Raw genomic sequence first — 18,620 nt, forward strand, 5'->3', positions numbered from 1 at the left:
CCTGGCCGTTGGCGGGGCCCCTTTTTATTTGCGCCTTTGGCATTCCCGGTGCAGATTTCAGCGACTTTAAGAACATTTGATCAGATCATCCCGAAGCGGAAGAGACATGCAGGAACAAATCTCAGCCCTCAAAGAGGAAATCACCGCGCGCATTGACGCGGCAGGCGACGTCGCCGCCCTTGAAGATGTACGTGTTGCCGCGCTTGGTAAAAAAGGCAGCGTGTCGGAGCTCATGAAAGGCCTTGGTCGTATGAGCCCCGAAGAGCGCAAGGAAATGGGCCCTGCCCTCAATGGCCTGAAGGCCGAGGTTGCGGAGGCTATTGCGGCACGCAAGGAAACCCTCGAGGAAGCGGCGCTTGATGCCCGCCTCAAGTCCGAGAAGCTGGATATCACCCTGCCGGTGCTTGACCATGCCTCGGGAAGCGTGCATCCGATCAGTCAGGTGATGGATGAGATTGCCGAGATTTTCGCCTCGCTTGGCTTTGATGTGGCTGAAGGCCCGGACCTCGAGAGCGACTTTCATAACTTCACCGCGCTCAATATCCCGCCCGAGCATCCCGCGCGCCAGGATCATGACACCTTCTACCTGAAGCCGGATGCGAACGGTGACCGCAAGGTTTTGCGCACGCACACCAGCCCGGTGCAAATTCGCACCATGCTGAAGGAAGAACCGCCGATCCGTATCATCGCGCCCGGTCGCACCTACCGGTCTGATTCGGACGCAACCCACACACCCATGTTCCATCAGGTGGAGGGGCTTGTGATTGACCGTGACACGCACCTGGGGCACCTCAAGGGCACGCTCGAGGCCTTCCTCAAGGCTTTTTTTGAGGTGGACGCGGTGACGCTTCGCCTGCGGCCCAGTTATTTCCCCTTCACCGAACCATCCATGGAAGTGGATGTGCAGTGCAGCTTTGAGGGCGGCACAGTCAAAATTGGTGACGGCAATGACTGGCTTGAGATTTTGGGCTCCGGCATGGTGCACCAGAATGTGCTCGAGGCCTGTAACCTTGACCCCAATGTCTATCAGGGGTTTGCCTTTGGTTGCGGCATTGACCGGTTGGCCATGCTGAAATACGGCATGAGCGACCTGCGGGCCTTCTTCGATGCGGACCTCAGGTGGCTCAAGCACTATGGTTTCCGCGCACTTGACTTGCCGACGATCGCAGGAGGGCTCAGCCGATGAAATTCACTCTTAGCTGGCTCAAGGACTATCTCACCACGGATGCAAGCCTTGAGGACATTCTTGCCAAGCTGAATGCCATCGGCCTTGAGGTTGAGGGTGTTGAAAACCCGGCTGACGCGCTGGCGCCGTTCAAGGTTGCACAGATCATCTCGGCAGAGCCACACCCCGACGCCGACAAGCTTCAGGTGTGCAAGGTGTCTGACGGTGCGAGCGAGATGCAGATTGTGTGCGGCGCGCCGAATGCCCGCACGGGCATCAAAGTTGTGCTCGGCCAGCCCGGCGACTATGTGCCGGGGCTTGATTTCACCCTGGGTAAAGCCAAAATTCGTGGCGTCGAATCGTCGGGCATGATGTGTTCCTACCGTGAGCTTGAGTTGGGCGATGACCATGACGGCATCATCGAGTTGCCTGACGATGCGCAGGTCGGCCAGTCTTTTGTGGACTATGCGAAACTTGATGAGCCAATGATCGAGATTGCCATCACGCCAAACCGGCAGGACTGCCTTGGTGTATATGGCATCGCGCGCGATCTTGCCGCCGCGGGCATGGGGACGCTGAAGGCGTTGTCGGACGTGAAGGTCGCGGGTTCCTACAAAAGCGATGTGACAGTTGCGCTCAACCTGCCGGAAGACCGAAGGGGCGATTGCCCGCTGTTTGTGGGCCGCAAGTTCACCGGCGTGAAGAACGGCCCAAGTCCCAAATGGATGCAGGCCCGGCTGAAGGCGATCGGCCTCAGGCCCATTTCGGCGCTTGTGGATATTACCAACTATGTCTCGTACGACCTTGGTCGCCCGCTGCACGTCTATGACGCGCACAAGCTAGACGGCAGCCTGCAGGCGCGGATTGCAAAGGAAGGCGAAAGCTTTCTGGCACTTGACGGTAAAACCTACACCTGCAACGGCGGTGAGACGGTTATCGCTGATGACCGGAATGTCCTCGGCTTTGGCGGCATTATCGGCGGCGAGGACAGCGGCTGCACACCCGAGACCACGGATGTGGTACTGGAGTGTGCGTTGTTTGACCGGGTGAAAACCGCGATGACAGGCCGGGAGCACGGCATCAACACCGATGCGCGTTACCGTTTTGAACGCGGCGTTGACAGCCAGTTTGTGCATCAGGGCATGGAAATCGCTACCCAGTTGATTCTTGACCTGTGTGGCGGCGAGCCAAGTGAGGCTTTTGAGGCCGGTGCGGTTCCTGATTGGAATCACACGGTGCCTTTCCGGTCAGAACGGGTGAAAACCCTGGGTGGTGTGGACCTGCGCGGTGAAACCAGCGTCGCCATTCTTGAGCGGCTTGGCTTTACAGTCTCGGGCAGTGATCCTTACACAGTCCATGTGCCGTCGTGGCGTGTGGACGTGGAAGGCGAAGCCGATATCGTTGAGGAAGTGCTGCGTATCCATGGTTATGACAATATCCCGAGCGTGCAACTGTCTGCGACCGACCATAAAGCTGGCACTACCCTGAGCGCCCGGCAGAAACAGGCGCGTGCCACCAAACGCCGCCTGGCAGCCGTGGGCATGCACGAGGCGGTGACGTGGTCCTTCATGAAGCGGGAGAATGCCGTGCTGTTTGGCGGCGGTGACGAACGCCTTGTGGTTGATAACCCGATCTCGTCGGAGCTTGACTGCATGCGGCCGTCCGTTCTGCCGAACCTGATTGAGGCAGCGGGTCGCAACGCCGACCGCGGCGCGCCGTCGGTGGCGCTGTTTGAAGTGGGTGGCATTTACCGCGATGACAGCGACAAAGGTCAGCTTTTGGTCGCAACCGGCATTCGCGCTGGCGACGCCGTAGAGCGGCACTGGGAAAGTACAAGCCGCAAGGTATCGGTCTTTGATGCCAAACGCGACGCGCTGGCTGCTCTGGAAGCTGCGCTTGCGCCGACGGCCAACCTGCAGGCCTTTGATGAAGCGCCGGATTATTATCATCCGGGCCGGTCGGGTACCTTGCGCCTTGGCCCTAAAAACATCCTCGCAAGTTTTGGCGAGCTGCATCCGCGTGTCCTGAAGGCACTGGATGTAGATGGTCCGGTTGTCGGCTTTGAGGTGTATCTTGACGCTATTCCGGCACCGCGCAAGTCAGGCGCGGCCAAGGGCGCGCTGAATGTCTCCAATCTGCAGTCCGTGGAACGGGACTTTGCGTTCCTTTTGTCCCGGGATGCAAAAGCCGGTGACCTGATCCGTGCGGTCAGAGGTGCCGATAAGGCATTTATATCGGACGTGCGTATTTTTGACCTTTATGAGGGTAAAGGTGTGCCGGATGACATGCGCTCTGTCGCGCTAACGGTGACACTTGAACCCAAGGGTGAAACCTTCGCCGATAAGGACATTGAAGCCATCGCTTCCAAGGTTATTGCGGCCGCTGAAAAGGCGGTTGGGGCAACTTTGCGCGGCTGAGGTGGCTAAAAATCGATAAAATTTGAATCGATCGGGGCTTGCAAAATATTCCCGATCGGTTTTCATATTCATGTTAAAGAGGAATTGGGTTCATGGGGTGTGGTCCTTTTCCATACGTGTGGGTGTGAAATTTGGCAGCAAAACAGCAGAAAGGCAAAGCGGCTTCGGTTCCGCTCAAGTTGCGCTTGAAGGCCTGGTGGGAAGGCTATGATACGGAAGATATCAAAAAGCGCATAGGCTCTCGGCAACCTCAGGAGGCTGCCAAGGAGGAACCAAAAGAGGTCGCGCCGACGAAAGCGGCAACCGCGGAGAATCTGGATCCGTGGGATAACGCTACCGTTGATATTGCCCAATATATCTGGGGCAAGGGCTTCTGTGGTCCTGGCGGGCCGGAATATATTGTCTCGCTCTCAAAACTTCTGGCACTCAGCCCTGAAATGTCCATGCTGCAGATCGGTGCGGGTCTCGGTGGCCCGGCACGTGTGCTTGTGGACCGCTTTGGCGTCTGGATCACCGGTTTTGAAGAAAGCCAGACGCTCGTTGACAAGGGGCGTAAGCTTTCCAAAATGGCGGGGCTCGAGAAAAAAGCCCAGCTTGAGCAGTATGACACTGAAAATTTTGATGGTTTCGACCGGAAATATGACCGAGCGCTCTCCAAGGAAGCGCTCTACACCATCGAAGACAAGAATGACATGATCGCCAAGATTGAGGACAAGCTTAAGCCTGGTGGCCTGTTTCTCATGACTGAATATGTTATTTCGTCTGATGCCGTGCTCGGGAAAGACCGCTACAAAGAGTGGGTCGTGGGCGAACGCCATCACCCATATCCTGTGCTCTCGGATGATCTCGTGGAGATGATGAAAAGAAACCGACTGCAGGTGCGCGTGTCGGAAGATATCAGCATGCAATATGTTGATATGATCAACAAGGCATGGGCGGGTGCTGACGAGGTCGCGGCCAAGCTTGCCAAGCGTGAAGACGGCACCATGATGATCCAGACCCTGATGCGCGAAGCCGAGTTCTGGACCCGGCGCAAGAAAATGCTTGAGAGCGGCGATTTGAAATTGTGGCGGATCGTGGCGAATAAAAAGTCCGGCGGCCCCTCCATGATGTCTGACTGGTAAGCGACCAGTTGGCTGAAAGTGGCGGAATCACAAAAATGACATCGTTGCCATAGCGGGGGTTGCAACAAGGCCAAACTGCCGTCATGATCCTCCCCCAGCCTACTGGAGGGAGTTGAGAAATGAGTGAAGGTCTGAAGTTTCCGGTGCCCGCGCACGCGCTTGAAGGCACCCTTTGCACAAATGAAAAATATCAGGAGATGTACCAGCGCTCCATCGACGCGCCGGAGGAATTCTGGGCGGACGAGGCCAAGCGCATTGACTGGATGAAACCCTTCAGCAAGGTCAAGAATACCAGCTTTGAAGGCGACGTGCCGATCAAATGGTTCGAGGACGGCACCCTGAATGCCTCCGTCAACTGTATTGACCGCCATCTGCCAGGGCGCCGCGACGATGTCGCGATCATTTGGGAAGGTGATGAGCCGACGGACCACAAACACATCACCTTTGGTGAGCTTCATGAGGAAGTGTGCCGCTTTGCCAATGTACTGAAGGACCGGGGCGCCAAAAAAGGTGACCGTATCACCCTTTATATGCCGATGATCCCGGAGGCGGTTTACGCCATGCTGGCATGTGCGCGTATTGGCGCGGTGCACTCTGTGGTGTTTGGTGGTTTCTCGCCCGACGCACTGGCGGGCCGTATCAGGGACTGTGGGTCCACCCTTGTTATCACCGCCGATGAGGGCCTGCGCGGGGCCAAACATGTGCCGCTCAAGGCCAATGTGGATGAGGCGCTCAGGCAGTGCCCCAATGTCGCAAGTGTTGTGGTTGTAAGGCGTACCGGGGGCGACGTATCGTGGCAGGATAACCGCGATGTCTGGTACCACGAGGCGAAGACCAGGGTGTCAGCGGACTGCACGCCCGAAGAAATGGACGCGGAAGACCCGCTGTTCATTTTGTATACCTCCGGTTCAACAGGGACGCCGAAAGGCGTGCTGCACACCACTGGTGGATATATGGTCTGGGCGTCAATGACCCATGAGTATGTGTTTGACTACAAACAGGGTGAGGTTTACTGGTGCACCGCCGATGTGGGCTGGGTCACAGGGCACAGCTATATCGTTTATGGGCCGCTCGCGAACGGGGCGACCACCCTGGTGTTTGAAGGCGTGCCTACCTATCCTGATGCCGGGCGTTTCTGGCAGGTGTGCGAGAAGCACAAGGTCAATATTTTTTATACTGCGCCGACGGCAATTCGCGCGCTGGAGCGGCTTGGCGAGGAGCCGGTCAAAAAGCATGACCGCAGTTCGATCCGCTTGTTGGGATCAGTGGGAGAGCCCATAAACCCTGAAGCATGGCTGTGGTATTACCGCGTAGTGGGTGAGGAGCGTTGCCCGATCGTTGATACCTGGTGGCAGACTGAAACCGGCGGTGTGATGATCTCGCCGCTGCCGGGTGCCACGGAGCTTAAGCCCGGTTCTGCCACCCACCCGATATTCGGTGTCAAACCCGCGCTAGTGGATCAGGATGGTAATTTCATTGAGGGGGCCGCGTCCGGCAACCTCGTGATCACCGACAGCTGGCCCGGCCAGGCACGCAGCGTGTATGGTGATCACGCGCGGTTCATCCAGACCTATTTTTCCACCTATAAGGGCCTCTATTTCACCGGCGACGGGTGCCGCCGCGATGAGGATGGCTATTACTGGATTACAGGTCGGGTTGATGATGTGATCAATGTGTCCGGCCACCGGATTGGAACCGCAGAGATTGAGGCAGCCCTGGACGAACATGAGGGTGTTGTCGAAGCCGCGGTGGTCGGGTTTCCGCACGACATCAAGGGCCAGGGCATTTATGCTTTTGTGACCACGGCCCTGGGGGTCGAACCTTCCGATGCGTTACGCAAGGACCTCGTGGCTTTTGTCCGCAAGGAAATTGGCCCGGTGGCGACGCCAGATCATATCCAGTTTACACCGGGCCTGCCAAAAACCCGTTCAGGCAAGATCATGCGGCGTATCTTGCGCAAAATCGCGGAGAACGAGTTTGGCAATCTGGGCGATACGTCAACGCTTGCCGATCCGGGCGTTGTGGATGACCTGATTGAGCACAGGCTGAACCGCTAACAGCCTGAACGGCAACCAGGCACCATTAGTGCGCCCGGGTATGCTCGGCAATGGTTTGCATCAGATGGTCAAGCTTGATCGGTTTGGCCACAAAGCCTGCGATGCCGTATTCCTTTGCCATTTTTCGCGTCTCGGGCGAGGTGCTTGCGGTTAGCGCGATAACGGGGGTCTGCTGTGCGAGGCCCATGGCGATTTTGCGGCGGTTGAACTCAAACCCATCCATATCCGGCAAGTTAATATCAAGCAGGATAAGGTTATATTTGTTGGATTTCAGCTTTTCGAGCGCGGTGTTGCCATCATAAGCGAAAGACATCTGGGTAATCCCAAGCTTGATAAGCATGCGCCGCACAATATCCTGATTGATCTCAAGGTCCTCAATACACAAGACGCTCAGGTCTTCAAACGGCGTAGCTTTGCCGCCGTCAGCTCCCTTGGCGTCGGTTTTTTGCGGCCCGGTCAATGTCGCCGATAACCGGAGGGGGAGGCTGAACCAGAAGCGGCTGCCTTTACCCGGTGTGCTGGAGACACCCATGTCGCCATCAAGTTCTTCAATAAGTTTGCGCGAAAAGGCGAGGCCGATGCCTGACCCCTCGATGCTGGTCACATCGGTCCCAAGGCGGGTAAATGGTTCCCACAGATTAGGCATATCCTCCTTGGTGATTCCCCGTCCGCTATCGTCCACCTGAAAGCGGACATTGCCGGCACCGACGGTGACATGGATACTGACATACCCACCAGCGCTGTTATATTTCACCGCGTTGGACAACAGGTTCAGCAGTACCTGTTTCACCCGCGTCGGGTCTGTCCATATCTGTGGCAGTTCGCTGAGGTCGTCGTTTTCAAGGTGAACGACAATTTGCCCTGCCTTGGCAGAGGGCTCAACCATCTCGATCGACTCGGTTACAATATTGGCGATGGAGGTTTTGCTATATTGGAAGGAGAGCCTACCCAAGTCCAGTTTTGCGAATTCCAGTATTTCGTCGACGAGAGACAGAAGATGTTCGCCGCTTTCCTGAATATTGCCAATTTGCCGGGCATGCTCGGGGTTTTCCTTTACACTTTCCTCTTCGAGAAGAAGCTGGGCAAATCCGATGACGGCGTTGAGCGGCGTGCGGAGTTCATGGCTCATCGACGAGAGAAACACCATCTTGGCCTGATTGGCCTGTTTAGCCTGATCAAGTGCTGCAAGCACGGCCAGTTCCTGCTGTTGCCTCCGGTGCCTGTTGCGGTGCTGTACATAAGCCAGAATGGCCAGCAGCAGGACGATGCAGCCGGCGAAGGTTCGAATGGTGGCAATGCTTGTATTCAGGCCGGAAAAGGCTTCGCCTTTGCCCACTTCTGACGCAATGCCGTACCCAAGTTCATTGTCCCACACCCATGCCCCGACAACCGCTTGTCCGAGATAGTTGCGGTAACCGACCAGGTTTTCACCATTTCCCCCTGCCAGCGCACTCTTGGCCATTGCCGTGGGCGGGCTGGCGTCAATGTCCACATCGCGGGAGCCGTCAAAGGCGTTATAGCCTGGGTCGTGAACCGGTATGTTGAGCATGCTGGCTTCGCCCCTGCGCAGCAGACCAACAAGTTCCAGCGTATCGGTGAAGCGGCTCTCGCTGATCATCAGGCCGTGTTTGTTAAACGCGTATGTCTCGCCGGTCAGACCCATGCGGCCGCGCGCGAAAATGGCCGCAAAGTCATTGAGTGGGTTTATCCGCAAGGTAAAAACCGCAATCACATTGCCGTCACGGTCCCTGAGCGGCGCCAGGGCAAACATCGTGGGGGCCGCTTTGGAGACAACACCGTCTGTACCCAAGACAGGCACGTCGGTGTGAACCGGTTGGCTGATGGTGATGTCACCGGCGAGGGCGCGGGAAAAAAGTTCCGGCGCCTGTACACGAATCAGGTTTTGGCCGCCGATGTTATTGTCGCGCATCGAGGCGATGCTGGTGCCATCGGGCGCGATAATGAAAAACCCGAGATAGCCGTAGTTGGCCAGGATTTTCGCCATATGCGCCCGGAGGTCTTCAAGGGTATCGGAGGTGAGACTGTCCCCGGAGTCCTGGAGACCAAGCAATTTGGAGCCCTCCCGCAGAATAACCGGGTGCTGGGAGATGCTGGCCATCTGCGCTATATGGCGTTGTTTCCAGGCGGCGGCGGCTTCCTGGGTGCTGGCGACGGTTTGATGGAGTGTGGTGGATACCTGTTTGCGCAGGGTGTGGGATAACCTTTGTTCCTGCACATACGCAAAGGCTATAACAAGCAACATTGCAGCAAAAAATAACGTGAGATTTTGCCAGGTACGTTTGGTCATACAGTCCCCCGCCCAATAACTTATTATTTAATAACTATATCCTAAATACACTAAAAGTATAAATTTTCATTCGTGTGGTTGAATTGTTTGTGTTTAAAGGCCTGTTTCTCAGCATTGGCAGGTCGCAAAAATGTTATCGCGCGTGATCTTTCAACCGTCTCCTGCCACGCTATCTTAAGCAGGGTAATTGCAACCGGATTGAGGAAACCATCGTGATCACACTATATTCTGCCGCGACGCCAAACGGTTACAAAGCTTCCGTTGCCCTTGAAGAGATGGGCTTTGACTATAAGCTCGAAGCGATTGATCTCAGTAGCGGTGCCCAGAAGGAAGACTGGTTCCTCGCCATCAACCCCAATGGGCGCATTCCGGCCATCGTGGATCATGACAATGGAGATTTCGCGGTGTTCGAGTCAGGGGCCATCCTGGTATATCTGGCGGAGAAAAGTGGCAAGCTGATGCCATCCGACGAGAAAGGCCGTTCGCTTGTCATGCAATGGCTGATGTTCCAGATGGGTGGCGTGGGGCCAATGCAGGGCCAGGCCAATGTGTTTTATCGCTATTTCCCGGAAAAGATCCAGAGTGTAATCGACCGGTACCAGAATGAGACCCGTCGCCTTTATGGCGTGTTGGACCGGCGGTTGAAGCAAAGCCCCTATCTGGCGGGCGACGATTATAGCATTGCTGATATTGCCAACTGGTGCTGGGTAAGGGCGCATTCGTGGGCCGGCGTGGATCTTGACGGCCTGGATGCAGTGCGGGCCTGGCAAGACAAGATCGGCGACCGGGCTGCGGTAAAACGCGGATTGATGCAGCCCCCCCGCCCGGACCTGAACGTAAAAGAGTCGAGCGAAAAATTCGTCAAAGCAGCACAGCAAATGCTGCAACGCTAATCCATAGCCATAAAACAGGGACAGATAGTCAAGGGAGACAGAGAATGAGTTTTGTACGGAATTGGGGTTTTGCAGCGGCCGCGGCCATTGGCATCAGCCTTGGTGGCGCGATCGCAGACCATCATGAGGACGCAATCTGGAAAGCAGTGCATGACAATAGTGTCCGCAAGGACGGGGAAAGCAGCCGTGACGCGGCGCGCCACCCGGAGGAGTTTTTGCGTTTCCTTGGCATTGAACCGGATATGACCGTCGCGGAAGTAAACCCGGGTGGTGGTTGGTACAGCCGAATTCTGGGGCCGCTCCTCAAGGAGGACGGCAAATATGTCGGGCTTGAACATAACCCGGACGTCTATGCCGAATATGCAAACTATGCCGCCAACCTGCGGGCCTATCCTGAAAAATTTGAAGCTATGCGGGCGGATTTTGGGCCCAACGCAGTTGCGACATGGATTCCCGCGTCAGCGGGCTTGCCAGTGGATGAGGCCAGCCTGGACGCGATTATCATCGTGCGGGCGCTTCACAACTGGTGGCGCCGTGACTTTTTCGACAAGGGCATGGAACAGGCCCATGCGATGCTGAAGCCCGGCGGGGTGATGGGTGTGGTGCAACATCGCATTGACGAGGATTTTGACGGTGACCGTATGGCAGCGGCACAAAAAGGCCGCTGGAAACAAAGCGACCTCGTTGCGGCAATCGAAGCCCACGGCTTCAAGCTTGTGGAAGCGTCTGAAATGAACGCCAACCCCAAGGACGAGAAGAACTATGAAAAAGGCGTGTGGACCCTGCCGCCGGTACTGGCTCTGGGTGATGCGGATAAGGCCAAATACGAAGCCATTGGCGAATCAGACCGCATGACGCTCAAGTTCGTGAAGGTTGAATAGACCGAGGCATAGGCCTAGCCAAAATGACGGGCGGCTGTACCTAGTGCGGTCGCCCGGTTTTGTTGGGCCGTAAAGCCGGATGCCTTCCTGGGGCTCAGGTCGTGGTTGCCATCTGACGCCCAGTGCAGGGTGAAGTTGTCCGCCAGGTCTAGTGTGTCCACCAGCGCCTTGTTGCCAAAAGGATCACGCTCTCCCTGGATGACAAGCGCTGGCACGTCGATGGCGGCCAGATGCCCGGTGCGCAGATTCTCAGGCTTGCCTGTTGGATGAAACGGGTAACCCAGGAGCAGCAGCCCATCGCATAGCGTGGGGTCTTCGGCGGCGACCATGCTGGCAATACGTGCCCCCATTGATTTCCCGCCGATGATCAGCTTGTGCGGGCTATAGCGCACGTGGGTTTCAGTGATGGCATGGTGGTAAGCCTCCATCAGTTTCGGTGCGCGGTCTGGCGGGCGTTTTTTTCCGTCTTCACGGCGCAACACCATATAGGGGAATTCGAAACGCAGCGTCCGAAAGCCGCGGCACGCCAGCCCTTCAGCCCACGCCACCATGAAATCGCTGTCCATACCTGCGCCTGCCCCGTGCGCCAGCAAGACAGTTCCCTTTTCTCCCGTTCCGTTTTCTATAAAATCTGTCATCATGGCCTTGGTCTCCGTCCGGGCGCAGGTTGGGGTGTGTGCGGCCAGAAAATGGATAAGGAAGAGGGCGATGGCAAATCTTTATTTGTTGCGGCACGCAAAATCCGATTGGGCGGACGTGCGCCTGTCTGACCATGACAGGCCCCTCACTGAGCGGGGGCGCAAAAACGCGGTACGCATGGGACGGCTGTTTGCCAAGCTGGGTATAGCCCCTGAGCTTGTTGTCTGCTCCACGGCTGCGCGGGCACGGGAGACGCTTGAACGTGCGATGGATGCAGGCCAGCTTCGTTGGTCGGTACAATTTGAGCCAGCGCTTTATATGGCGAGCGTCGAGACGATTGTGAGCGTTGTACGCAGCGATGCTGGCGACTGCACGAGTGCCCTGCTCGTCGGGCATAACCCCGGGTTCCACAGCGCCGCACTTGAGCTTATCAAGACCGGCGAACCCGAGCTTGTGCATGCGCTTGACTATAAATACCCGACCGGCACGTTTGCCGATATTGAATTTGAGGAAAGGCGCCTCGCGGACATCGGTCTGTCCACGGGCTGCCTGAAACGCTTCATCAAACCCAAGGACCAAACCATGGCTTAGTTGCTTTTGCGAGGGCCCCGTTATAAGGTAACATTCACCCACTTATATGAATACAACTAGTTGTGATGATAAGGATTCGGGGGAATCTGTGTTATAGTGGGATCGACACGGGGGTGTCGAAGACTGACGGGGAGCAGTGAAGTGGAGGTCGTAATGCGTCTTTTAAACCGTCCTGTAATTGCTCTGGCATGCGTGCTTGGTACCGCCTTTTCTGTAAGTGCGGACCGGTTCTCATCCGATGCCATGCCAAAGCTTGAAATTATTCTGCGGGCCTCAGAAAACCTGAAGCGCGGCAATGAGCTGATTATCCGTGGTGACGCGATTGCCGCCCGCGAGGTCTATGCCCGCGCGCTCCGGGGTACCCTGACCATGCAGCAGCGCGCCCGTGCCCACAACGGCTTGTGTGTCAGCTATATCATGGAAGAAGAGTGGGTCGACGCGCTCAAGCAGTGCAATACTGCCATCAGCATCGCGCCCAACAATTGGCGCTTCTATAATAACCGGGGCAATATCTTTCTTGAAACCGGTGAGATCGGCCGTGCCCAGGAAGAATATGCCCGTGGCCTTGAGCTGGCCCCAAGCTCCGTTGTGATCCAGCGCAATATCGAGCTCGCCGAGGGGCGGGCCCAGGGGCTTAAAGCCGAACGGCCGCAAAACACGCGACCAATCTGATCATTTTCCATCCTTTCTGGCTGGGCATGGGGGTGTGCGGCCCTTGAGGCTTCCCACCGCTTGCGATGGGTGATATTAGGGGCTTGAGGATAGATAGTGGAGGCAAAGTGCGTGCCAGTGGTTTCGCGCCTTTTTGCAACTTTAGCCGTGATATTGCTTGTCGCATGTGACCCCGTCGCGCGCGCACCTGCGACGCCGTCTGCAATTGTCGGCACCCGCGCGGTTATCCAGCGCCACGGACAGGAATTATACGCGGAGGTCACAGCCGTGACCGACAAGCTGGTTACCACCGAATATTATTGGCAGGACGAACGTGTCGTTGTGCATAATTATTACCGCGGCCTCTATAATGTGAGCGGGGTTGAATTCGGCTATCAGTATGAGGCCGACTTTGACTATAAGCTGCTGGAGCAGTTGTTCCCGCTTGCCGTGGGCAAGGAAGTCAGCTTCCGCGGCAACACCAAGAACATCAATCGTGGCACTGCGATTGATTTCTGGGCGAATATCCATGTGATCGGTGAGAAAACCATTTCGCTCTCCACCGGAGACCGCAAGGTTTTTGTCGTCGATATTGTCACCGAATATAAAAAGGGCAACCAGTCCAAGCGCAAGACCAACACAGTCTATTACGACTCCGAGCTATCGATGGTGCTGAAGTCCGTCATTCACGAAGATGGCTACCAGAGTTACTGGCGCGCGGTATCGGTTGAGCTGCCGGGCAATGCCCGCACGCCGTCACCGACCCAGCAGCGTCGCGCCGGTACGGTGATGATCTGACCGGCCTTCAGGCGCTATAGATCGCATCATCCCTGATGTCGATATTGACCGCCCGCAGGTGGTCGCCTTTGCACGGACCGCGCACACACCGGCCGCTGGCGATGTCAAACAGCGCGCCATGGGTGCGGCACAAAAGCCGCCCGCCGGTGATATCGATAAATTTGTCGTCAAACATATTCAACGGTGTGCCAGCATGCGGGCAACGATTCTCGTACACGACGGCACCTGCTCCGTGGCGCTGTACCAGCAGCCGCAGGACCATATGGCCGTCGCGAAACACCAGTTCCTTGCCGCCATGGTGCGGCAGGTCGTCAAGCCGCGCGAGCAGAGTACCGCTTGGCGGCCCTGCAGGCACGTCTTCAAGATCAAGCGGGGATGGTGGCATGGGGTTTATCGCCCACCTTTGGCGCAGATCAGGGCCCAGCTGTCGGCATCGATGGGCATAACAGAAAGGCGGCTTTGCCGCACCAGCGCAAGGTGATGCAGGCGTTCATCCGCCTTGACGTCAGCCAGGCTGACAGGTGAGCTGAGCGGCCTTTCAGCTTTCAGGTCGACCAGACAAAACTTGCCCTTCTCGTCATCGGGGTCATCGTAGGGACCGGTTGCCACCGTGCAGATACCAACAATCTCGCGGTCCTTGCCGGAGTGGTAGAAAAACACCTCGTCGCCTTCGGCCATCTTTCGCATGTTGGCCTGCGCCTGATAGTTTTTCACTCCGGTCCATGGCTCCGTGTCTACACCAAGCTGGTCATCCCATGACCAGTCGTGCGGTTCGGATTTCACCAGCCAGTAAGCCATATCAAGCCTCCCGCGTGTCTAGCTTTTGGGCACCCATTCGCCGGTGACCTGCAACCAGTGCTGGATCTCAACCCGTTCAAAAAGCCCGGCGGTGGCATAGGGGTCATTATCGCAAAAAAGACGCACCGCACCTTCGCTGGCGGCATCAATGATAATCATGCTGCCTGTCGGTTTGGGCTCGTCGCCCCCCGAAAGCAGGGGGCCCGCAACCTTGATGCGGCTACCGGCTCCCTTGATGTATTCAAGATGGGCTGCACGGTTTGCCATGCGGAGCTCAAGGCTGTCCGCCTTGTCTTTTGCCAGTATCATGAACAGCATGGCTGTCTCCCGATTTGATGGTTGGGTTTAAGTGTTTTCTGACGTGAATGGCCGGGCCATCAGCTCGTCCATGACGGCTTTGGCTTCGCGTCCTTCCTTCAGGATTTTGTAAACTGCGGCGGTAATGGGCATATCAAGGCCCTTCTCGGTCGCGATTTTATGCACAATTTCAACCGTGTGTGCTCCTTCGGCGACAGAGTTACGTTCCGCCATAATTTCTTCAAGGGTGCGGCCTTCACCGATGGCCTTGCCAAGCGACATGTTACGTGACTGGGTGCTTGAGCATGTCAGGATCAAATCGCCAAGGCCGGAAAGGCCCATCAGGGTTTCGGTTTTGGCCCCATAAAGCTTGCCGAAGCGGATGATCTCCGCCAGTCCGCGGGTGATCACGGCGGCGCGGGCGTTTTCCCCCACGCCAAGGCCCGCTGAAATACCGGTGGCGATTGCCAGCACGTTTTTCACCGCGCCACCAATCTGTGCGCCCACAATATCGGCGTTATAATACGGGCGGAATGTTGCCTGTCCAAGCGCCTCCACAAGCGCCTTGCCGGAGGCTTCATCCTTGGACGCCAGGGTCAGTGCACATGGCAGGCCCTGTGCCACCTCAATAGCGAAGGTCGGGCCGGAGAGCACGGCCACCGGGTTGTTTGGGGCTTCCTCTTCCACGGCTTCACTCAGAAGTTTGCCGGTGGCAACCTCGATGCCCTTGGAGCAGATCACTAGCGGTACACTATCCGGCAGATGTTCCTTGAGGCTGCGTACCATGGTGCGCATATGCTGTGCGGGGGAGACAACGAGAATGGCGTCCCGGTCCGCGAGGTCCGCAAGTGAATGTGTGGCTTTCAGCTTGGCATCAAGGGTTACATCGGGCAGGAACAGCGTATTCACATGATCTGCGTTCACGCTCGCAACCACATCTTCTTCCCGCGCCCACAACAGCGTATCGCGGCCTGCTCCCACGGCGGCTGCCGCCAGTGCTGTGCCCCATGCTCCTGCGCCCAAAACACCAATTTTCTGCAAGGCTGTCTCCCGTTTGTTTTTATGGAACCTAGATTGCCCTTTCCCGCGTGTCTCGGCAAGGTGCTTATGCTTTGGCGCCTTTTTTCCCTTTGCCAACCATGGGCTTGGCATTCTCGTCCAGCGGCCAGCGCGGGCGCACCGAAACATCCAGGTCGTCGATCGTAGGGTCGGCGGCAAACCGCTCCAGCCCTGCCCAGGCGATCATGGCGCCATTGTCTGTACACAGCGCCAGCGGAGGGGCAAAAAACCTCAGCCCTTCACTGGCGGCCAGCGCCTCAAGTTCGTTGCGCAGATACTGGTTTGCGGCCACACCACCCGCTACCACAAAAGGATGGTCGCCTGCGCCAACCTGCTCGCGGAACAAGGCAGTGGCACGCTTCAGCCGGTCCACAAGGCAGGCACCCAGTGCCTCCTGAAACGCGGCGCATATGTCGGCGCGGTCCTTTTTGGTCAGCACACCTTGGCGCGCCACGCAGTCTTCGGCCAGCCGCCTGACGGCGGTCTTGAGACCCGAGAAAGAGAAATTGCACCCGGGCTTGCCCACCATGGGCTTCGGCAGCTTGAAGCGCTTCGGGTTGCCCTCACGCGCAGCGGCTTCCACAGCGGGACCACCGGGGTAGCCAAGGCCCAGGAGTTTGGCTGTCTTGTCAAAGGCCTCCCCGGCGGCATCATCGATGGTGGTGCCAAGGCGGGTGTAGCGCCCCACGCCTTCGACCATCAAAATCTGGCAATGTCCGCCCGATACCAGCAACAAAAGGTAAGGGAACGGCACATCGTCCGCCAGTCGCACGGTCAGTGCATGGCCTTCAAGGTGGTTCACCGCCACAAAAGGTTTGCCCGAGGCCCTCGCCACCGCCTTTGCTGTCATCACGCCCACCATCAGGCCGCCCACAAGACCGGGGCCGGTGGTGGCGGCAATGGCATCAAGGTCTTTGAAGTTAAGGTCAGCCTCGTCCATCAGGTCCCGCAGCAGGTGATCGAGATGGCTGATATGCTGCCGGGCCGCGATCTCGGGCACTACGCCACCAAATTCGGCGTGGTCGTCGACCTGTGACAACACCCTGTGTGCCAGCACTGTGCGGTCCGCCGCGACAATGGCGGCGGCGGTTTCGTCGCAGCTTGTTTCAATCCCCAGCACAAGCGGGCGCTTGAGCGCACTCAGGCCGGTTTCTTTTGTCGCGGGCATCATAATTCCTGTCTTTGGGCTTGGGCCGCCGCTTCATAAGTTCTATAAGCCAAATAGCTAAAAGCATCAAAGAGAAGCGGCGCCTGCGCGGCGTCCGATAGCACCGAGAGAGGGTTTTGTGCAACAAGGCATTAAAATTGGCACACGCGGCAGCCCGCTGGCGCTGGCACAGGCCAATGACGTCAAGGCGAAACTGATAGCGGCGCACGCAGACCTTGGCGACGGTGACGTTGAGATTGTGGTGATCAAGACCACAGGTGACCGTATTCTGGACCGCCACCTGATGAATGCGGGCGGCAAGGGCCTCTTTACCAAAGAGATAGAAGATGCGCTGACAGCCGGTAGCATCGACTGCGCGGTGCATTCGTCGAAGGACATGCCCACACGCCTTCCTGAAGGGCTTGTGCTGTCCACCTTTTTGAAGCGTGAAGATGCGCGCGATGTGTTCATGAGTGCAAAATACGCCTCTTTCAGCGATTTGCCCGCGGGGGCAACGCTGGGCACGGCTTCCCTGCGCAGGCGAGCGATGGCGCTGCGCGTCCGGCCGGACCTCAAGGTTGTCACCTTCCGCGGCAATGTGCAGACCCGCATGAAAAAGCTGGCGGCCGGGGAGGCGGACGGCACCTTCCTTGCGCTTGCCGGGCTCAACCGGTTGGGCATGAGCGATGCCGCCACCGAGATACTTAGCCTTGCTGACTTTCTACCGGCGCCCGCTCAGGGGGCTGTAACGGTGGAAATTCGTGAGGATGATACGGCAATGGCCGCGTGCCTTGCCCCGCTGCACTGCGACGAGACCGCACTTGCGGTAACGGCGGAGCGGGAGTTTCTCGCCGCGCTTGACGGTTCCTGCCGCACACCAATTGCGGCCTATGCTACCCGTTCCGGCAATAGCCTGATGATGCACGCCATGCTGCTGTCACTGGACGGTAAAACCGTGTTTGACAAAACCGGCACCTGCGCGGCGACACTTGAAGCTGCCGCAACACTCGGGCAGGATATGGGAGCCGCTATCCGGGGGGATGCGGGCGAGGCGTTCTTTGAAACCCTTGCAACCGATATCGAAGCGGAGATTGAATGAGCACCATCCTTCTCACCCGGCCGATTGACGAAGCTATGCCGACGGCGGAAAAGCTTGAGGCCATGGGCCACACTGTTATCATCGCGCCAATGATCCGTATTGATCCCGTGTCGTTCGAGATACCGGGCGACGACCGCAGCCTGATTGTCACCAGCAAGAATGGTGCGCGTCATGGCCTTGCCAACATTGGCAACAAGGCACGGCCGATCTTTGCGGTCGGGGAACAGACGGCGGAAGAAGTCCGCAAGCTTGGGTTCAGCAATGTGGTTGTTGGCCCCGGCACCGCGCGCGAGATGATCCCGACCCTGCTGGAATGCGGTATCAGCGAGAAGCGCAAATACAGTTATCTGTGTGGCACCAATGTCTCCTACAATATCTCTGACGTATTGAAGGGTGAGGGCATTGACGCTGTTAATGTGGTGACCTATCAGGCGCGGCCCATGCGGGCTTTTTCATCTGGTGTGCAGGAAGCCATGGAAGAAGGCGAAATTGATATTGCACTCTTTTATTCGCCGCGCACCGCCACCACATTTGAGGAAGCTGCGGCAGAATATGGCCGGTCCGACTGGTTGAACAGGATTGATGCCATCGCGCTTTCGACACGGGTTAAGGAACAGCTGATCGGTCCGTGGCGTAGCGTGCGTTACGCTATCATGCCGACGGAGAAGGCGCTCTTCTCCATGCTCGAAGACTAAG

General features: G+C 57.3%; 18 protein-coding genes. 11 read left to right on the forward strand and 7 right to left on the reverse strand.

Features of this window, described 5'->3' with window-relative positions:
- Positions 1 to 106 precede the first annotated feature (106 nt).
- The 4 genes from pheS (at position 107) to acs (ending at position 6,763) form a co-directional block, all read left to right on the forward strand.
- Positions 107 to 1,186, forward strand: coding sequence for a phenylalanine--tRNA ligase subunit alpha (gene pheS / locus OEU85_RS16400; protein WP_262692604.1), 1,080 nt, complete (start codon positions 107 to 109; stop codon positions 1,184 to 1,186).
- Positions 1,183 to 3,582, forward strand: a complete 2,400-nt coding sequence (gene pheT / locus OEU85_RS16405; RefSeq protein WP_262692605.1) for a phenylalanine--tRNA ligase subunit beta — start codon at positions 1,183 to 1,185, stop codon at positions 3,580 to 3,582. The genes pheS and pheT overlap by 4 nt, the downstream gene beginning before the upstream one ends.
- 131 nt (positions 3,583 to 3,713) lie before the next feature.
- The gene (locus OEU85_RS16410) at positions 3,714 to 4,706 is read left to right on the forward strand and encodes an SAM-dependent methyltransferase (RefSeq protein ID WP_262692607.1); all 993 of its coding nucleotides are present in this window, start codon (positions 3,714 to 3,716) and stop codon (positions 4,704 to 4,706) included.
- 119 nt (positions 4,707 to 4,825) lie between these two features.
- Complete coding sequence (gene acs, locus OEU85_RS16415; protein ID WP_262692608.1) at positions 4,826 to 6,763, forward strand: acetate--CoA ligase; 1,938 nt, start codon at positions 4,826 to 4,828, stop codon at positions 6,761 to 6,763.
- A 25-nt stretch (positions 6,764 to 6,788) separates the two neighbouring features.
- On the opposite strand, the gene OEU85_RS16420 is transcribed toward acs, so the two are convergent.
- Positions 6,789 to 9,071, reverse strand: a complete 2,283-nt coding sequence (locus OEU85_RS16420; protein ID WP_262692609.1) for a hybrid sensor histidine kinase/response regulator — start codon at positions 9,069 to 9,071, stop codon at positions 6,789 to 6,791.
- Positions 9,072 to 9,283: 212 nt separating this feature from the next.
- On the opposite strand from OEU85_RS16420, the gene OEU85_RS16425 reads away from it, so the two are divergent.
- Positions 9,284 to 9,964: a glutathione S-transferase family protein gene (locus OEU85_RS16425; RefSeq protein WP_262692610.1), complete on the forward strand. Its 681-nt coding sequence runs from the start codon at positions 9,284 to 9,286 to the stop codon at positions 9,962 to 9,964.
- Between the two features lie 44 nt (positions 9,965 to 10,008).
- Positions 10,009 to 10,845: a class I SAM-dependent methyltransferase gene (locus tag OEU85_RS16430; RefSeq protein WP_262692611.1), complete on the forward strand. Its 837-nt coding sequence runs from the start codon at positions 10,009 to 10,011 to the stop codon at positions 10,843 to 10,845.
- Positions 10,846 to 10,859: 14 nt separating this feature from the next.
- Here OEU85_RS16430 and OEU85_RS16435 read toward each other — a convergent pair whose 3' ends face one another.
- Positions 10,860 to 11,486: an alpha/beta family hydrolase gene (locus OEU85_RS16435; RefSeq protein WP_262692612.1), complete on the reverse strand. Its 627-nt coding sequence runs from the start codon at positions 11,484 to 11,486 to the stop codon at positions 10,860 to 10,862.
- 67 nt (positions 11,487 to 11,553) lie between these two features.
- On the opposite strand from OEU85_RS16435, the gene OEU85_RS16440 reads away from it, so the two are divergent.
- The 3 genes from OEU85_RS16440 to OEU85_RS16450 all read left to right on the forward strand — a co-directional run bounded on the left by OEU85_RS16440 (position 11,554) and on the right by OEU85_RS16450 (position 13,524).
- Positions 11,554 to 12,075 (forward strand): SixA phosphatase family protein, encoded by a 522-nt coding sequence (locus OEU85_RS16440; protein WP_262692613.1) that lies wholly within the window; start codon positions 11,554 to 11,556, stop codon positions 12,073 to 12,075.
- A 153-nt stretch (positions 12,076 to 12,228) separates the two neighbouring features.
- The gene (locus tag OEU85_RS16445; protein ID WP_262692614.1) at positions 12,229 to 12,747 is read left to right on the forward strand and encodes a tetratricopeptide repeat protein; all 519 of its coding nucleotides are present in this window, start codon (positions 12,229 to 12,231) and stop codon (positions 12,745 to 12,747) included.
- A gap of 111 nt (positions 12,748 to 12,858) precedes the next feature.
- On the forward strand, positions 12,859 to 13,524 hold the full coding sequence (locus tag OEU85_RS16450; RefSeq protein ID WP_262692615.1) for a PLP-dependent aminotransferase family protein: 666 nt from the start codon (positions 12,859 to 12,861) through the stop codon (positions 13,522 to 13,524).
- A gap of 7 nt (positions 13,525 to 13,531) precedes the next feature.
- Here the strand turns inward: OEU85_RS16450 and OEU85_RS16455 are convergent, their stop codons facing one another.
- The 5 genes from OEU85_RS16455 to tsaD all read right to left on the reverse strand — a co-directional run bounded on the left by OEU85_RS16455 (position 13,532) and on the right by tsaD (position 16,846).
- On the reverse strand, positions 13,532 to 13,909 hold the full coding sequence (locus OEU85_RS16455; protein WP_262692616.1) for a Rieske (2Fe-2S) protein: 378 nt from the start codon (positions 13,907 to 13,909) through the stop codon (positions 13,532 to 13,534).
- Between the two features lie 5 nt (positions 13,910 to 13,914).
- On the reverse strand, positions 13,915 to 14,322 hold the full coding sequence (locus OEU85_RS16460) for an EVE domain-containing protein (protein WP_262692617.1): 408 nt from the start codon (positions 14,320 to 14,322) through the stop codon (positions 13,915 to 13,917).
- 18 nt (positions 14,323 to 14,340) lie between these two features.
- Positions 14,341 to 14,640, reverse strand: a complete 300-nt coding sequence (locus OEU85_RS16465; RefSeq protein WP_262692618.1) for a YciI family protein — start codon at positions 14,638 to 14,640, stop codon at positions 14,341 to 14,343.
- A gap of 27 nt (positions 14,641 to 14,667) precedes the next feature.
- On the reverse strand, positions 14,668 to 15,660 hold the full coding sequence (locus tag OEU85_RS16470; protein ID WP_262692619.1) for an NAD(P)H-dependent glycerol-3-phosphate dehydrogenase: 993 nt from the start codon (positions 15,658 to 15,660) through the stop codon (positions 14,668 to 14,670).
- Positions 15,661 to 15,724: 64 nt separating this feature from the next.
- Positions 15,725 to 16,846 (reverse strand): tRNA (adenosine(37)-N6)-threonylcarbamoyltransferase complex transferase subunit TsaD, encoded by a 1,122-nt coding sequence (gene tsaD / locus OEU85_RS16475; RefSeq protein WP_394805442.1) that lies wholly within the window; start codon positions 16,844 to 16,846, stop codon positions 15,725 to 15,727.
- 118 nt (positions 16,847 to 16,964) lie between these two features.
- Between tsaD and hemC the strand changes: the two genes are divergently transcribed.
- Positions 16,965 to 17,924: a hydroxymethylbilane synthase gene (gene hemC, locus OEU85_RS16480; protein ID WP_262692621.1), complete on the forward strand. Its 960-nt coding sequence runs from the start codon at positions 16,965 to 16,967 to the stop codon at positions 17,922 to 17,924.
- On the forward strand, positions 17,921 to 18,619 hold the full coding sequence (locus tag OEU85_RS16485; protein ID WP_262692622.1) for a uroporphyrinogen-III synthase: 699 nt from the start codon (positions 17,921 to 17,923) through the stop codon (positions 18,617 to 18,619). Before hemC ends, OEU85_RS16485 begins: the two co-directional genes overlap by 4 nt.
- The last annotated feature ends 1 nt before the right edge of the window (position 18,620 follow it).

Origin of the sequence: Kordiimonas aestuarii, assembly GCF_025574465.1 — a bacterium.
Taxonomy (GTDB): domain Bacteria; phylum Pseudomonadota; class Alphaproteobacteria; order Sphingomonadales; family Kordiimonadaceae; genus Kordiimonas; species Kordiimonas aestuarii.

Excerpts from the sequence above, each read along its gene's own strand:
- pheS (WP_262692604.1), top strand. The coding sequence starts at position 107 with ATGCAGGAACAAATCTCAGCCCTCAAAGAGGAAATCACCGCGCGCATT.
- pheT (WP_262692605.1), top strand. The coding sequence starts at position 1,183 with ATGAAATTCACTCTTAGCTGGCTCAAGGACTATCTCACCACGGATGCA.
- acs (WP_262692608.1), top strand. The coding sequence starts at position 4,826 with ATGAGTGAAGGTCTGAAGTTTCCGGTGCCCGCGCACGCGCTTGAAGGC.
- OEU85_RS16420 (WP_262692609.1), bottom strand. The coding sequence starts at position 9,071 with ATGACCAAACGTACCTGGCAAAATCTCACGTTATTTTTTGCTGCAATG.
- OEU85_RS16430 (WP_262692611.1), top strand. The coding sequence starts at position 10,009 with ATGAGTTTTGTACGGAATTGGGGTTTTGCAGCGGCCGCGGCCATTGGC.
- OEU85_RS16435 (WP_262692612.1), bottom strand. The coding sequence starts at position 11,486 with ATGATGACAGATTTTATAGAAAACGGAACGGGAGAAAAGGGAACTGTC.
- OEU85_RS16440 (WP_262692613.1), top strand. The coding sequence starts at position 11,554 with ATGGCAAATCTTTATTTGTTGCGGCACGCAAAATCCGATTGGGCGGAC.
- OEU85_RS16445 (WP_262692614.1), top strand. The coding sequence starts at position 12,229 with ATGCGTCTTTTAAACCGTCCTGTAATTGCTCTGGCATGCGTGCTTGGT.
- OEU85_RS16455 (WP_262692616.1), bottom strand. The coding sequence starts at position 13,909 with ATGCCACCATCCCCGCTTGATCTTGAAGACGTGCCTGCAGGGCCGCCA.
- OEU85_RS16460 (WP_262692617.1), bottom strand. The coding sequence starts at position 14,322 with ATGGCTTACTGGCTGGTGAAATCCGAACCGCACGACTGGTCATGGGAT.
- OEU85_RS16465 (WP_262692618.1), bottom strand. The coding sequence starts at position 14,640 with ATGCTGTTCATGATACTGGCAAAAGACAAGGCGGACAGCCTTGAGCTC.
- tsaD (WP_394805442.1), bottom strand. The coding sequence starts at position 16,846 with ATGCCCGCGACAAAAGAAACCGGCCTGAGTGCGCTCAAGCGCCCGCTT.
- OEU85_RS16485 (WP_262692622.1), top strand. The coding sequence starts at position 17,921 with ATGAGCACCATCCTTCTCACCCGGCCGATTGACGAAGCTATGCCGACG.